Source organism: Colwellia ponticola (assembly GCF_005885605.1).
Lineage (GTDB): Bacteria > Pseudomonadota > Gammaproteobacteria > Enterobacterales > Alteromonadaceae > Colwellia > Colwellia ponticola.
Genome location: NZ_SZVP01000005.1, coordinates 132652 through 148099, shown reverse-complemented (window position 1 = coordinate 148099; position 15448 = coordinate 132652). Strand labels below are relative to the sequence as shown.

Genomic DNA, 15448 nt, shown 5'->3' with positions numbered 1-15448 from the left:
TTATCATTAGGTCCTATCTTATTTTAAGCAAAACTAACGAGTTTTAGCTTATGCTTTTAAACTTATAACAACGCGGGCGTATTGTTAACCTCATCGCTATCAATAGGCTCACTGTCGGCTGTATTTATTTCAGGGTTTGATAAGTGAGTATCAATAATAAGTTGTTGTAAATACTTACGCGCCTTTAATAACAGCAGTGTCATTTCTAATAAATCCGCCAAGGCATCAAGGTTTACTAACATCACTTCAAAATTCAAACGTCCTTCAGCAGCTTCTTTTAATATCATGACTTTCATTATGTCATGTCTTCTCTGCACAAATACTTGAGCCTCTGCGCGGTCATAGTTAGTTTCTGCCGCTAAGGTTTGTAAAAGGTCTTGTTGAAAAAGAGCAAATTCACTATGAACTGTTTCATTAGCAAGTATTAACGATTGCATATGTTTTTCATCAAAAACAATGGCACATTTAATACCGCTAAATAGGTACTGATTAATACGTAAAAGAGTCGCTAGCTGATTAGTGGTTTCTGCTGAGGTTTCATTACGCTCCAATGAGCCAATAAACTGCGAGACCAATAATAACAATGGCTTTACTTGTTTCGCCTCATCATTTGACACTGGGTATTGCAATTGTATTAACTGTTTTACTAATATTCTTACACGTTGCTCAATACTGTCTAGTTCCATGACGACAGCATTAACCGCTAATACCGGTGTAGCTACTAGCGTTTTATCAAGAAATTTTGGTAGTGAGGACGCTTGATCTCGAGAAATAAAGCGTTTTTCCAGAAAAGTGGCCATTACTTTATTGAGTGGAAATATCAACATAACACCCAGAACATTAAAAATAGTATGGAACAAAGCTAAAGTAATGGCAGGATCAGCGGCCATGGCTAAGTGATTACTCAGCGCGTCAATAATGATAAGCATCAAAGGCATTAGTAATAAAGCGACTATGGCGGTGCCTAAATTAAATAACACTTGAGCCAGTGCGACTCTTTTCGCATTAGCCGTCGCACCAATTGAGGCTAAAAGCGCCGTCGATGTGGTGCCAACATTTGCACCAATGACCATGGCTGCTGCGGTATTAATATCTATAAGAGAGCTGGCTGCTGCGGTAATGGTTAAGGCAATAGCGGCACTAGATGATTGCGTTAATACCGTCATAGCGATACCAACAAACAGAAAAATAACAATGGCTTCTACGCCATTAACACTGATTTGTGTTATATCGAAGGTAGTGACTAAACCTTCAAAGGTGTCTTTTAATACATCAATACCGAGAAAAAACAAACCAAAACCAACCAGAGCGATACCAAAGGCCGCTAATCTTCTAGCGTTTTTTATTAACTGTAATGCCATGCCTATACCAATTAAAGGTAAAGCAAAGGCTTGAACATCTAATTTAAAACCAATAAAGGCAACCAACCAACCGGTAATTGTGGTACCAATATTTGCACCATAAATAATTCCCAAGGTTTGACGCATGGTAAGTAAACCCGCATTAACAAAGCCAATGGATGCTACGGTAACCGCACTTGACGATTGCACTAAGGCGGTCATGGTAAAGCCAGAAACAATACCTTTAAAAGGAGTGTCAGTACTGTTTGATAATACCTTTCTTAACGAACTCCCAGCCGAGCGCTGTAAACCATCAGTCATCATTTTTATTGCTAATAAAAATAAGCCCAGACCACCTAATAATGACCCTAGCGAAGCAATAATATCGCCCATGACACCTTCCTTTTATTACGGTTAATTTTATCTTGAACTCATTTTAGTGGCTCAATTACGTGATGAATGACGTAATACTAATCTCATTAATTATCTGATCATTGCTACTGGATAAAATAGGTCGCTTAATTAACGACACTAATGTAAAGATATTATCACGACATTTTTGTGCATTGTGCTTTACAATATTCTAAGATAAACAATAAAGCTACCTTATCCTATTAACCACAAAGTAACGGAAATATTATGATTGCACTAAATGAAACTATGCCTGTAGGCGAGCTACAACAATTAACAAATGGTGAATTAATCACTCACAATACACAAGAGCTGTTTGCCAATAAAAAGGTGGTGTTATTTGCTGTACCTGGCGCGTTTACGCCAACCTGTTCGGCAGCACATTTACCCGGTTATGTGGTTTCAGCGGATGAATTAAAAGCTAAAGGTGTTGATGCCATTATCTGTTTATCTGTTAACGATGCTTTTGTGATGAATGCTTGGGGCGAGTCACAAAACGCAGAAAATATTATGATGTTGGCCGATGGTGACGGTAGTTATACTGAATCCTTAGGTCTAACCATGGATACCGCAGCCTTTGGTGGTGTGCGTTCACAGCGTTACGCAATGATTATTGATAACGGTAAAGTAACCAGCCTAAATGTAGAGCAAGCTAAATCGTTTGAGGTAAGTAAAGCAGAAGTGATTCTTGAGCAACTGTAAGCGACTTTGACGATTATATTATTGATACCTTAATAAGTATTTAACCATTTATTGATACTAAAAGTAATCAACATAAGAACACGAATAAGAATAATGCACCTTATTAACCAATTGGTTAATAAGGTTTTTTTATTTATAAAAGTGAACTTGATACGATTTATTACTTGAATCAATACGGATAAAAAGGCAAGATCATCGTAATTAAAATATTTAAGGTAAAATGATGTTAAAAGCTGAAATGATCACAAAGTTAAATCAACAACTCAATTTAGAGTTTTACTCTTCAAACTTATACTTACAAATGAGTGCTTGGTGTGAAGAAAAAGGTTTTGCTGGTGCGGCTCAATTTTTACGTAAGCACGCCAATGAAGAAATTCAGCACATGAATCGTTTATTTACCTACGTTAGTGAAACGGGTGCTTTACCTATTATTGGTGCTATTGATGCACCACCACATGAATTCTCCTCATTAGGTCAGTTATTTGAACTTACTTATGAGCATGAGTGCTTAATCACTGAACGTATTAACTCACTCGCTCATGAAGCTTTTACTAATCAAGACTACTCAACCTTTAACTTCTTACAATGGTATGTTGCTGAGCAACACGAAGAAGAAACGTTATTTAAAGGTATTTTAGATAAAATTAATTTAGTCGGTAATGACGGTCATGCATTATTCTTTGTTGATAAAGATTTAGCTGAATTAGCCAAAGCTGGTAACACTAGCATAATGACTGAAGCATAATCATAAAGGTTATTATTTGGCTAGGTAACTAAACACAGTGCTACCAAGTAATAATAAAATAATTAACGAAAAGGGCTTTATAGCCCTTTTTTTGTGCGCGCTATTACCATAAGCAGTATAATACCTGCAAAATTTTCAATGTTCTCTTCGTAGGACGCTTCTGATAAGTTTTCTTATTAGCAATTTATAGTTAAGGTATTGGCGTGATCACAACAGACGTATTAATAATAGGTGCCGGCGCAGCAGGTTTAATGTGCGCGGCACAAGCAGGCTATCGCGGTAAAAGAGTTGTCGTGGTTGATATGGGCAAAAAGCCTGCTCGCAAAATATTAATCAGTGGTGGTGGCCGTTCAAACTTTACCAATGAGAACGCCACGCCTGAAAACTACCTGTGCCAAAACCCCCATTTCGTTAAATCAGCGTTAAGTCGTTATAGCTCACAAGATTTTATTGATTTAGTTGATCGCCATGGCCTTAAATACCATCATAAAACCCTTGGACAATTATTTTGTGATGACAGTGCCCAAGATTTAGTTGATATATTGATGACCGAATGTGAGTGGGCTGGAGTACAAATCAACTTACGTACTGAAGTACTGTCAGTTAAACCAACAAATAGTGACCATGAGCAAGGCTATATTGTGACAACCAGCGATAAAAGCTACCAATGTAAATCATTAGTGGTTGCCTCAGGTGGCTTAACCATGCCAAAACTAGGTGCAACACCTATTGGTTATAAAATTGCAGAACAATTTGGTTTAAACGTACTGGAAACTCTTGCGGCACTTGTGCCTTTTACCTTACACGAGCATGATAAACAACGCTTTGATGGCTTATCTGGCATTAGCTTACCTACCGAAGTCACCAGCGAAGATGGCACCCGTTTTAAAGAAAATATTTTATTTACCCACCGAGGCTTGTCAGGCCCCGCGATATTGCAAATATCGTCTTTTTGGCGTGCCGGGCAGGCGGTAACGATTAACCTATTACCAGAAATAAACCTTAATGAAACCTTAGTTCAGTGGCAACATGAGCAAGGACAAAAATCAGTAAAAAACTTACTTTCTACCTTATTACCTAAGCGGTTTGTTGATGTGTTAGTAAAAGATGGCGTTATCGCCGACAAACCAATAAAACAACTGAATCACCCCGAAATTTCTGCACTAAGTGACTACTTACATACATGGCAGATCAAGCCTAATGGAACCGAAGGATACAGAACGGCTGAAGTCACTTTGGGTGGCGTTAATACTGACGAATTATCATCAAAAACCTTTGAAAGTAAAAAGCAGCCAGGGTTGTTTTTTATTGGTGAAGTAATTGACGTTACCGGTTGGCTCGGCGGTTACAATTTTCAATTTTGCTGGGCAAGTGGTTATGCCTGTGGGCAAGCGGTTTGATTGTATTCTGCTATTTAAAATTGAGACAATTCATCAGGAAATTTAAAGCTATAGAGGGAGCTGACCTTAGCTTTTGTATATTCTTAACCATACTCAGAAGAATATTAGCTAGGACTTTCTAGTCGTCTGTGAGGGGGTTTCAGTAAATCACGGACGTTGACTTATTATGAGTAGCTCGATAAGTAATAAAGTGTACCTGACCCCATTTAATATGCAGTCTAATAACAATAACAATAACAATAACAATAACAATAACAATAGTAATAGCAAAGTATAGTCAAATTGCTTATCCCCGTTACTCAGCAGGAACTTGAAATCATCAAAATAATAGATATGCCAACATGCTCTGCAAAGGCACACTCCGTCAATAATTCAGCCAAAATACCATCGTAAACCATCATTCAATAACCACAATAGAGTTAACAGAAGAAAGATGAGAAGGTGAGTTATAGCCCTGTAGATTTCATTAATTACAATGTACGTCAGCCAATGAATATTGCATGGAAGCTTAATCCCTTCATACCCGTATATTTGTTACTTAACACAACTAAGTTGACAAAAAGGTAAAGACTTCCAATGTTCTCCATTTAAAAAAACCATATAAAACATATATATTGATCTAAATCGTAAGAGTATACTGTAAATTAAGGCATATTTAGAACGCTCTCTTATATAAGGAAATATGAATGCTTTGGCCCGATAATGAAACTGATTTAGATTTATTAAATTACCAGTCTATAAGTTCTGCAATTACTAAATTATTAGAAGATTCAAAAAAACTTCCCATTTCTGTTGGCGTTCATGGAGATTGGGGAGCTGGAAAATCTAGTATTCTTTCAATGTTAGAAAAACAATACGCACATGATGAGTCAACGGCATGTATCCGTTTTAATGGTTGGTTATTCCAAGGATTAGAAGATGCTCAATCAGCTTTAATGCAACAGATAATATCTGAGTTAATTAAACAGCGATCCGGCATAAGGGGGTTTAAACAGAAAGCTGAAAAATTTTATAAAAGAATAGATTGGTTGAAAACTGCAAAGACTGTAACGAATTGGGGAGCAACCGCATTTACTGGAATGCCAACCCCTGAAACACTGCACGATTTAAAAGCTGGTTTTGAAAAACTGACAAGTTCTATAACAGAGATTAGTGCTGAAGATGCTAAAGCTAAAGTTAAAGAACTTTCTAAATGCATTAACGAGCCTAAAAAAGAAAGAGTAGTTAAGGAAATCACTGAATTCAGAAAAGAGTATAAAAAATTAATAGAGGCAGCAAAGATAGAGCGATTAGTTATATTAGTAGACGATTTAGATCGTTGTCTTCCTGAAACAGCCATATCAACCCTAGAAGCTATGAAGTTATTTCTTTTCATGCCCAATACAGCCTTTGTTATAGCTGCTGATGAGACAATGATTGAGTATTCAGTTCGTCGCCATTTTCCCAAATTGAATGAAGAGATTGGAGGGAGGGCATATACAAGAAATTATTTAGAGAAATTGATTCAAGTTCCCTTCAGAATTCCGGCATTAAGTGAGAAAGAGACAGGAACATATTTGCAGCTATTAATAGCTCAAAGTCTTTTTGGAGCAGAATCTGATGAATTTAAGTGCGTCCACGATAAAGCTAAGGAAATTTTAAGAACTCCTTGGAAAGGGAGTTTGTTAGAAACATCTGATATTCAAGAGGCTATTGGTAGAGACTTAATCGAGACAGAAAAAGAAAAACTGTTAATGGTTTCTACTCTTTCAACTGTTCTAACTATAGGTACGAAAGGTAATCCTCGTCAAATTAAGCGCTTTTTGAATGCTTTCATTACACGAATGCTAGTAGCTGAAGGTGCCGGTTATGCTGATGCAATCAACGAATCTACACTTATAAAAATCATGCTCTTAGAGCAATTTAATGAATCTGCATATAATTTATTGAGAGATGATTGTTTTAGAAATAATGATGGAATTTCCGAAGCTTTAAATCGAATGGAAGAGATGGTTGATCAGCCGCCTACTTCAGATACAAGTACTCAAGATACCACTGCTAATCTTTTTGATTTAGAAAAAGATAAATGGCTTAAAGAGTGGGTTTCGATGGAACCGGCGTTAAGCAAGTGTGATTTAACTCCTTATTTATATTTAACAAGAGAAAGAGTTAGGTTTATTACTAGTAGTGGTCGAAATGAAAATGTCGCTAGATGCTTACCACTATTGCTTGGAGATAAACTCAAAGTGACTTCAGCCACTTCATTAGTTAAAAAGCTAAATAATGATGAATCTAAGTCGTTGATGGATATATTAATTACCAAGATAACAACCACCTGTAATACCTCTGATGCAGAAGGCTATTTTGGTGCTTGGGAACTTTGTAAACATTTCAGAGAATTACAACTCCCCCTATTAAAGACTATTGAAAATTTACCGACAAATAAAATAGGCCCTTGGGTTACTACAGGTGCAGGGGGCATTGATTTGACGGATGAAGCAGAAACAATGCGAGTTGCTCTACTAACCAAGTGGAGTAAATTGGAAGGAAAATCACTTTTAGCATCCGCTTCTAAGACAGCTCTAAAATCAAATAAAAGGAATTAAAATGGGTACCTCCACTACTAATATAGGACCGAACTCTAAAAACCCCCTTATCCCATCATGGTTGGATAGTGAAGGAGAATCATTACCTCAAAATGGAAATGCTGGTGAAAGTGGCAACCAACAAGATGATGTTACCCAAGAGAACCCTAAATCACCTATACAGCCGCAACAAGGGCAAAGATTTAGATATCCCAGAGCCAAGATAAATGAATACCTAAGAACAGGTAACAGTAACTCGATGAAAAAAGGAGTCAGTAATTATGTAAAAGGCTCTGGAGGTTCAAAAGCCGCCCTTAAAAGGATGGGAAACGCTCCTGTTGCCGCAGGAAACTTGGCTTCATTCTTAAACGGCGTATCTCATAATGGTTTAGATGTTGTAGCACAAGAATACTCCATTCAGTTAAGAGGAGATGAAACTGCCGATGAATTATTACTCAGAGTTTCAGATCAAATATGTGGTGAAACTTCAGGAGACTTACCTGACAGTGTAATTCGAAATGCTTACACTGATACAATTTCAGAAATGCTGACAACTCTGGGGATAACGGACCTGGAAAACACGACTTCCGAACAAATTCAAGCTAGTTTGGGGTGCTTTGTTGGGAAAAGCGTGAGCTACAGAATAATTAACGATATATGCAATAACTTAGTAGCACACAAAGCAACACCTGAAAAATTAAGCGAAACTATCAGTGAGCTTTCTGGGTACATAGAAGGGAGAGCATATGATGCCGTTAATGACATAAATGCAAATGGTTTTGATTTAACTGATCAAAAGCTTATTGAATGTATGGAAAATATATATACGGATGTATTTGAAATATTAGCATCAGTGGAGGATGAATAATGAAAAGATGTTCTGTTTTTGGCGTTTGTAATGAAAAAGAAAAAAGCTTGTTATCTTCAGATAATAATATAAATATTTATGTCAAATTACCCAGTGAGCACATTAAAACACCCAATGGAATAGGTGCTTTTGTAAAAAGAACAGCTGTTTTTATGAATAAGCCAAACTTGATCGCTGCTGAATTTTTAAATTTGGCAAGTCTTATTTATGCGGCAGATACTCGTGTGAGCCGATATGGAAATTCGGAAGATGGTTGGACACGTGAATTTGACATTACAATGCCAGTTAATCAAACAACTGTTTGGGTGAAGCAAAAAAATGAATTACAAAGAATCTTAGGATTCTTAACTGGAGACAAATGGAATATTAAATTTCGCCAGCGACCCGATGATAACTTATTGAAAATAGTGGCACCAACAGAATCAAAAGTAGACTTTGATTTTGTCTCTTTGCTTTCTGGAGGCTTAGATAGCCTTATAGGCGCTATTGATTTGTTAGAAGAAGAAAAGAAAACAATCTTTGTTGGCCATTATTCTAGTGATGGAACACAAAATTACCAAAAAGATGTTGAGAAAACACTATTAGAGAGCTATCAGTCAAACTTTATTGGCTTTGCTAAAGGGAATATAACATTCGACATCAATAGTGTAGCAATTAATGATCAAGAGGAGAATACTGAAAATAGTCAGCGTTCAAGATCATTTCTATTTTTAGCAATGGCAAACTATATAGCAGCCTCTAATGACAAAAAAGTTGAACTAATAGTACCTGAAAATGGCTTTATAGCATTAAACATTCCCCTTGACCCTCTAAGGATTGGCGCTCATAGCACAAGAACTGTTCACCCTCATTTTTTGAGGAGCATGAATGAGGTTTTTAAGAATTTCCATTTTCAAGTAGTACTTAATAATCCATATAGGCATATGACAAAGGGTGAGATGGTTTTAAAGTGCCAAGAAGAGTCCGTTCTTAAAAAAGTTGCGGGAAAAACATTATCTTGTGCATCTCCGACTAAAATGAGATTTGATCAAGGTGGGCTAAAAGCTAAGCGGTTAGGTGGTATAGGAGGAAAAGGAAATTGTGGCTATTGCTATCCATGTTTAATTAGAAAAGCCGCTTTTAATAGAGCATCAATAAAAGATGAGACCTCCTATGTTGCAATAAATGACTTTTCTCAAGCTAAGATTAAAGCTGGCAAAGAAGGCAAAGGTTATGCCGAATCGCGTGATATAATGTCCGTAAAATATGCTGGATTCAGACTTTCTGAAGGAAAAATCAAACCTCAAATTGAAATACATAAATCAGGTTCTTTAACTGGGTTAGAGTCTGAATGGAAAGATATTTCAGGAATGTATGAGCGTGGTTTAAAAGAAGTTTATGAATTAGTAAAAAATGTAAAAATTGAATTGGCAAGATAGTATGAATGATAAAAACATTAAGTTAATTGATTTTCATTGCCACTTAGATTTGTGTCCGGAATTTACAAGCGCTTTTAATGAAATAGAACAGAGCATAGGAGTTGTTGCGGTTACTACAACTCCTTTAGCTTGGCCTGTAAATAGACAAAAGGCACAAGAATCATCAAATATAGTCGCTGCATTAGGCTTTCACCCTCAATTAGTGAAGTCTCACAAAGCAGACTTTGGAGTATTTGAGAAATATATTGATCAAACTAGCGTCATAGGGGAAGTAGGTTTAGATAATTCAAAAAATTTCAAAGATAGTATTAATGAACAAGAAGAGATATTTGAAACAATTCTTGGTTTTTGTAAATCACGTCCAGGTAAAATCTTATCTATTCATAGCCTAAAAGCAGAATCTAAAGTTATCGGAAAGTTAAGAGATTTTAGCTCTCAAGCAACATGTACACCAGTTATGCATTGGTTTACTGGCTCCATGACTCAGGCAAAGCACCTTTTAGATTTAGGTGCATATTTTTCTTTTAATCACAAAATGCTTAAATCCAATAAAGGTAAAGAATTAATAAGTTATTTACCTAAAGATCGGTTGCTGACGGAGACAGACTTTCCGTTTACAACAAATACATCTTCAATTTCAGCAATTTATGAATCTTTAACAAGTACTATCACCAGTTCATCTTATTTACTCAAAATATCAGAATATGATACTAGAAGAGTAATTTTAAATAATGCATCTAAACTGTTAAGTTTTGTTTAAGAAGGTATCATAGATTGTAGTAGCTCAGACCTGATCTTACACATCAACTTGATAAGTCGATGTGTAGTGGTCAACTAATTTTGGCCATTTTTTTGTAGCTTAATTGTCTTTTTTTCTTCTTAAGTTTCTGCTTTTTCATGCATCGAAATCATGGTGACAGCGTTCACAGACGCTTTAAAGTATTTATCTTTAACGGTAAGGTAAGCTGGGTCAGCGAAGAACTTTTCCATGGTGTCTTTACTAGGAAAGTCGATGGTAAACAAGCGGTTTATCGGTTTTGTTGTTTTAGCTTTTAACACCTTACTGACGATAAAGTCGTAACCAAAGCTACCACCAAAAGTGTGTAAAATGGGTAGCATATTGTCACGATATTGCTGATATAAGTCATCATCAACTACTTCTAATGCCATAATTCTTTCAAAAGTCATAAATACTCCACCTTCACCTAATAAACCAAATTTATAAAACTCACTGTATTAAAAACAGCCTAACAATACTCAACAATATTTAACAAAATAATAGCCTTTACACTAAAAAATCCACAGTAAGCTAGTGGCTTATACTGTCATAATAGTTGGCGTAAAGGCTAGTCAAAGCATTAATACTTTACTTTATTGCTTTACTAATAGGCGAATATCATTGCCCGTAGGAGACTCATGTAGCCTCAGGTTAAATGCTGGCAGTATTGCGATGATATGGTCAAAAATGTCAGATTGAATGTCTTCATACTCCGCCCAGTTTGTCGTATTAGAAAAGGCGTACAGCTCTATAGGTAAACCATTGTTGTTAGGTTCTAATTGCCTAACAATTAAGGTCATTTGTTGATGAATTTTAGGGTGCTGCTTTAAAAATGCGACAAGGTAGTGCCTAAATGTACCCACATTGGTTAGGCGTCGTGTGTTGATCATCACTGACATATCGGCTTTTTTGGTTTTATTTTCTTGTGCGACTACCGAGCGTTTTGCTGCTAAGTAATCACTTAATAAGTGGACTTTTTCTAGCTCTTCAATTTCTTGTTCAGTTAAAAAGCAAACACTGCTCATTTCTATATGAATACTACGTTTAATTCTGCGACCGCCAGACTCAGACATGCCTCGCCAGTTTTTAAAGGAGTCAGAAATAAGGGCATAAGTAGGGATGGTGGTAATAGTTTTATCCCAATTTTTTACTTTTACCGTGGTTAAGGCAATATCAATAACGTCACCATCAGCGCCATACTTAGGCATTTCAAGCCAGTCACCCACGGCAAGCATATTATTTGCTGATAACTGTATACCAGCGACAAGCCCTAAAATAGGGTCTTTGAACACTAATAGGAGTACTGCGGATAAGGCCCCTAAACCACTTAATAAAATAAGCGGTGATTTATCCATTAGCAGTGACACCGCCAAAATACCGGTAAGTACACTGGCAATCAGCTTAACGGTTTGTAGTAAACCCCTTAACGGAAAATGTGCTGGCTTAGATCGTTTGTCTGACAGGGCTTGAAATATGTCTAGTAAGGTAAATAAAGACAGTAATAAAAATAGAATTATCCATTGGTCGGTAATAACTTTAATCAAGTATAAAAATGTTACGCCTTGTGCTAACCACAAGTTAGCCTGAATAATAACCACTGCGCCTTGTAGTGCAAATGACAGGTTCTTCGCTAGTTTCAGTACTAAACTGACGATGACATCATTATCGGTAAGATCGCGTTTACCAATTAACCGGTCTTTAATTAAATGCTTGGTTAAAATTCTTAACCCTAGGTGTAAGGCAATAGAAAAAATCACTATCCAGCATAAAAAAAGTGCGTCATACCATAAAAAAACACTGCCAGGCAGGTATTCACCAAACCATCCAAGTAAAAATTCTCTTAGCTGTGTTCTTACTTCTGTCATAACTCATTGTTCCTTACTCGGTGTATTAACGTTGTGATGCTTTATGTTGTGTGCAAACGGCACTTTTGGGCATTGTTAACGGCCTTATTTATCTTATTAATGGTGTTTTATGTAATGTGAACTACTTCACATAATAAATGAGTCCCAATGGTATGATACTGTAATTTAATGGAATTGATACAAGATTAACTTTCATTTATTTAATAGAATATTAACTCTATTTACCCTTTACAGATAAAAGAAAATTGATACTATAGCCAGCATTTATCTGTCCTAGGAAAAGTTATGTTTAATGCTTTAAAAATTACCGCAATAACGTTTAGTTTATTGCTTGCTCCGCTTTTTGCTCACGCTGAACCATTACAAGATCAAGCCAAAGCCATTTTTGGTACTTTACCTACTATGATGCCAGGGGCTGAAAATGATAGCCCAGCTATGATCGCCTTAGGTAAAAAGCTTTATATGGATAAACGATTATCGGTAAACGATAGTCAGTCTTGTAACAGCTGTCACAATGTTGTTGATGCAGGGCCTGGCGTTGATAATACGCAATTCTCTCCTGGTGCTGTTGCGGGTAAATTTGGTGGCCGAAATGCCCCTACGGTATGGAATGCAGGTTTTCAATTGGCGCAATTTTGGGATGGTCGTGCAGTTGATCTTAAAGATCAAGCAAAAGGCCCTATATTAAACCCAGCAGAAATGGCAATGCCGTCAGAGCAAGCGGTAGTTGATAAAATTTCAGCCATTACTGAATACCAACAAGCTTTTGAACAAGCTTTTGATGCTAATAATGCTATTACTTACGATAATTTAGCGCATGCTATTGCCGCTTTTGAACGCACACTTATTAGTAAAGATCGCTTTGATCAGTACATGTTAGGTGACAAAACCGCGCTTAATGAGCAAGAAAAAAATGGCCTGAAAGCATTTATTAATGCCGGTTGTACGGCTTGTCATAGTGGCCCAACGTTAGGTGGTACTTTCTATCAAAAACTGGGTTTAGTAAAACCTTATACAAACCAAGCTGATCAAGGCCGTTTTGATGTTACTAAAAACCCGGGTGACAAAATGTTTTTTAAAGTACCAATGTTAAGGGATGTGGCGAGAACAGCGCCTTATTACCACGATGGTAGTGTTAAGACATTAACTGAAGCGGTACAGCTTATGTCATCATTACAATTAGGGCGTGATTTAGATGCGCAAACGACTGCTGATATTGTTGCTTTTTTAACGTCTACCAATCACGACCGCTCGTTATAAATAATATTGCGATCGGGTAAATTAATACCTTATAAGGCTTAGTAATAGATGATTAAGCCTTATAAAAGTGATGACTGAGTAACTGGTTTATATTTACTGTATTTCAGCTACAGATGATTATTGACATGATTTATCTAACCTGTTGTAGTCAGCTATGTCTCTAACGTCACTATCATGATAAAAAAGGAATGAATATGCTTAGTTATGCAACTATCGGTGTAACCGATTTAGAAAAATCAGAAACCTTTTATAATGAACTACTAGCCCCCATGGGTGCTAAAACATTAATAAAAATGGATCGTATTCTATTTATTGGTAAAAGCATGAAAGAACCTATGCTTGCCCTTTGTATTCCCTTTAACGAAGAAGCCCCTCACTGTGGTAACGGTAATATGTTGGCTATTGCTCCAGGTTCAAAAGAGCAGTGTGAGGAAATGTATCATAAGGCAATAGCCTTGGGTGCAACATGCGATGGCGAACCAGGACAACGCATTCCAGATGTTTTTTATGGCGCATATTTCCGTGATTTTGATGGTAATAAAATCGCTTTTAATCACTTCGGTTAACACCTTTCATTCGAGCATAGCCTATCGCTATGCTCGAATATCTCACCATCATTAACGCCGCAGCTAAGCCTTTACCTTTTATTAAGCACTTTCCCTCTGGGAACTTCTCAATGCGCACTAACCTTAAATAGAGGTATGTTGAGCCATTTCAATAACAATACTGTAGCGTTAATACTGCCGTGTTGCTTGAGTTTTTTTTGTACTTGTTGTGTTCATAAAGTAAACATGTGTTTTGTGTTTTTTGTTTATATACTGTTAGGCTTCATACAGAAAAATATTTATGGGGTTGGTTGATGGATGAATTTATGCAAGCAGCAATTGATGAAGCCAAAAGAGGCTTAGCCGAAGGTGGCATACCTATTGGCTCGGTATTAGTGCATAAGGGAAAAATTATTGGCCGTGGTCACAACAGGAGAGTGCAAACAGGCAGCCCTACCTTGCATGGCGAAATGGATGCGTTGGAAAATGCTGGTCGTCAACCTGCCAGTGTTTATCGACAAAGCGTAATTTATACTACCTTGTCACCCTGTGCTATGTGTACCGGGGCAATATTGCTGTATGGCATTCCTAAGGTAGTTATTGGTGAAAACCAGAGCTTTATGGGTGAAGAGGCGCTGTTAAAATCTAAAGGGGTTGAAATTGAAATGATCAACTCGGATGTCTGCAAAAAAATGATGAATAATTTTATTATGGCAAAGCCGACTTTATGGAATGAGGATATAGGTCAATGAGGCTATATGGCTTACTTGCCGGTTTTTTGTTATCTACCAACACCTTAGCTGGCGAGGTAGTGAAGGTGGGTATTTATGATTTTCCACCTTATGTTTTCATGGCTAATAAAGCGATTGGTATTACTGAAAAAATGATAACGGCCATGAACACGTTTCAAAATAAGTATGAGTTTGTTGCCGTACCTACTACCGCTAGGCGTCGGTATAAGGACTTTGAAAATAATAAATTTGATATGCTGATGTTTGAAAGTATCAAATGGGGCTGGCAGGACTTTCCGGTGATCGCTTCACAAGTTTTTATTACCGGTGCCGAGGTTTATGTAAGTAAAGCAGAACCAGGAAGAGGGCAAGAGTATTTCTCTAGTTTTACCAATAAAACCTTAATTGGTGTTTTTGGCTATAACTATCTATTCGCTAGCTTTCATAGCGAGCCAGACTTTCTAACCAAGCACATTAATTTTGTTTATACCAACAGTCAGCAACAAAGTCTTCAGTTGATACTTAATAACCGCGGTGATATTGCTATTTTATCAAAGGAGTATGTAAAGTATTACTTTGAGCGCGCTCCTCATGCGAAAACGCAGTTACTTATTTCTGATAAAATTGACCAAATTTATCAACACACTATTTTAGTGCGTAAGCATACGACTCCCTCGATTGAATATATTAATACGTTGCTTAAACAGATGGAACGAAAGGGCACGTTAAAGTCTTTGTGGCAAGAATATGGTCTTGAACATAAGCGTTAAATCTTGATGATAGACTTTATGATCACTCGCTAACAAATCAAGTTAACAAGG

The 15448-nt window shown here is 36.8% G+C and carries 14 protein-coding genes; 11 read left to right on the top strand and 3 right to left on the bottom strand.

The window, feature by feature from the left end:
* Positions 1–62: 62 nt before the first annotated feature.
* Positions 63–1733 (bottom strand): Na/Pi cotransporter family protein, encoded by a 1671-nt coding sequence (locus FCS21_RS07885; RefSeq protein WP_138622151.1) that lies wholly within the window; start codon positions 1731–1733, stop codon positions 63–65.
* Positions 1734–1979: 246 nt separating this feature from the next.
* Here FCS21_RS07885 and FCS21_RS07880 point away from each other — a divergent pair, with 246 nt between their 5' ends.
* The 7 genes from FCS21_RS07880 to qatD all read left to right on the top strand — a co-directional run bounded on the left by FCS21_RS07880 (position 1980) and on the right by qatD (position 10208).
* A complete protein-coding gene (locus FCS21_RS07880) occupies positions 1980–2453 on the top strand; it encodes a peroxiredoxin (RefSeq protein ID WP_138622149.1) in 474 nt (157 codons plus the stop codon).
* Between the two features lie 223 nt (positions 2454–2676).
* Positions 2677–3198, top strand: a complete 522-nt coding sequence (ftnA, locus tag FCS21_RS07875; RefSeq protein WP_138622147.1) for a non-heme ferritin — start codon at positions 2677–2679, stop codon at positions 3196–3198.
* 203 nt (positions 3199–3401) lie between these two features.
* On the top strand, positions 3402–4598 hold the full coding sequence (locus FCS21_RS07870) for a BaiN/RdsA family NAD(P)/FAD-dependent oxidoreductase (RefSeq protein ID WP_138622145.1): 1197 nt from the start codon (positions 3402–3404) through the stop codon (positions 4596–4598).
* Positions 4599–5284: 686 nt separating this feature from the next.
* On the top strand, positions 5285–7183 hold the full coding sequence (gene qatA, locus FCS21_RS07865) for a Qat anti-phage system ATPase QatA (protein ID WP_138622143.1): 1899 nt from the start codon (positions 5285–5287) through the stop codon (positions 7181–7183).
* A 1-nt stretch (position 7184) separates the two neighbouring features.
* The gene (gene qatB, locus FCS21_RS07860; protein ID WP_138622141.1) at positions 7185–8030 is read left to right on the top strand and encodes a Qat anti-phage system associated protein QatB; all 846 of its coding nucleotides are present in this window, start codon (positions 7185–7187) and stop codon (positions 8028–8030) included.
* Positions 8030–9448, top strand: coding sequence for a Qat anti-phage system QueC-like protein QatC (gene qatC / locus FCS21_RS07855; RefSeq protein ID WP_138622139.1), 1419 nt, complete (start codon positions 8030–8032; stop codon positions 9446–9448). The genes qatB and qatC overlap by 1 nt, the downstream gene beginning before the upstream one ends.
* 1 nt (position 9449) lies before the next feature.
* Entirely contained in the window at positions 9450–10208 is a 759-nt protein-coding gene (qatD, locus tag FCS21_RS07850; RefSeq protein ID WP_138622137.1) for a Qat anti-phage system TatD family nuclease QatD, read from the top strand.
* 119 nt (positions 10209–10327) lie between these two features.
* Here the strand turns inward: qatD and FCS21_RS07845 are convergent, their stop codons facing one another.
* Both FCS21_RS07845 and FCS21_RS07840 read right to left on the bottom strand, forming a co-directional pair.
* Positions 10328–10636 carry a DUF1330 domain-containing protein gene (locus FCS21_RS07845; RefSeq protein ID WP_138622135.1) on the bottom strand — a complete coding sequence of 103 codons (309 nt, stop codon included), beginning with the start codon at positions 10634–10636 and terminating at the stop codon, positions 10328–10330.
* Positions 10637–10819: 183 nt separating this feature from the next.
* Positions 10820–12091 carry a mechanosensitive ion channel family protein gene (locus FCS21_RS07840; RefSeq protein WP_138622133.1) on the bottom strand — a complete coding sequence of 424 codons (1272 nt, stop codon included), beginning with the start codon at positions 12089–12091 and terminating at the stop codon, positions 10820–10822.
* Positions 12092–12376: 285 nt separating this feature from the next.
* Here FCS21_RS07840 and FCS21_RS07835 point away from each other — a divergent pair, with 285 nt between their 5' ends.
* The 4 genes from FCS21_RS07835 (at position 12377) to FCS21_RS07820 (ending at position 15397) form a co-directional block, all read left to right on the top strand.
* The gene (locus tag FCS21_RS07835) at positions 12377–13351 is read left to right on the top strand and encodes a cytochrome-c peroxidase (RefSeq protein WP_138622131.1); all 975 of its coding nucleotides are present in this window, start codon (positions 12377–12379) and stop codon (positions 13349–13351) included.
* Positions 13352–13545: 194 nt separating this feature from the next.
* Positions 13546–13917: a VOC family protein gene (locus FCS21_RS07830; protein WP_138622129.1), complete on the top strand. Its 372-nt coding sequence runs from the start codon at positions 13546–13548 to the stop codon at positions 13915–13917.
* A gap of 293 nt (positions 13918–14210) precedes the next feature.
* Complete coding sequence (locus FCS21_RS07825) at positions 14211–14648, top strand: nucleoside deaminase (RefSeq protein WP_138622127.1); 438 nt, start codon at positions 14211–14213, stop codon at positions 14646–14648.
* Positions 14645–15397, top strand: a complete 753-nt coding sequence (locus FCS21_RS07820) for a substrate-binding periplasmic protein (protein WP_138622125.1) — start codon at positions 14645–14647, stop codon at positions 15395–15397. Before FCS21_RS07825 ends, FCS21_RS07820 begins: the two co-directional genes overlap by 4 nt.
* The last annotated feature ends 51 nt before the right edge of the window (positions 15398–15448 follow it).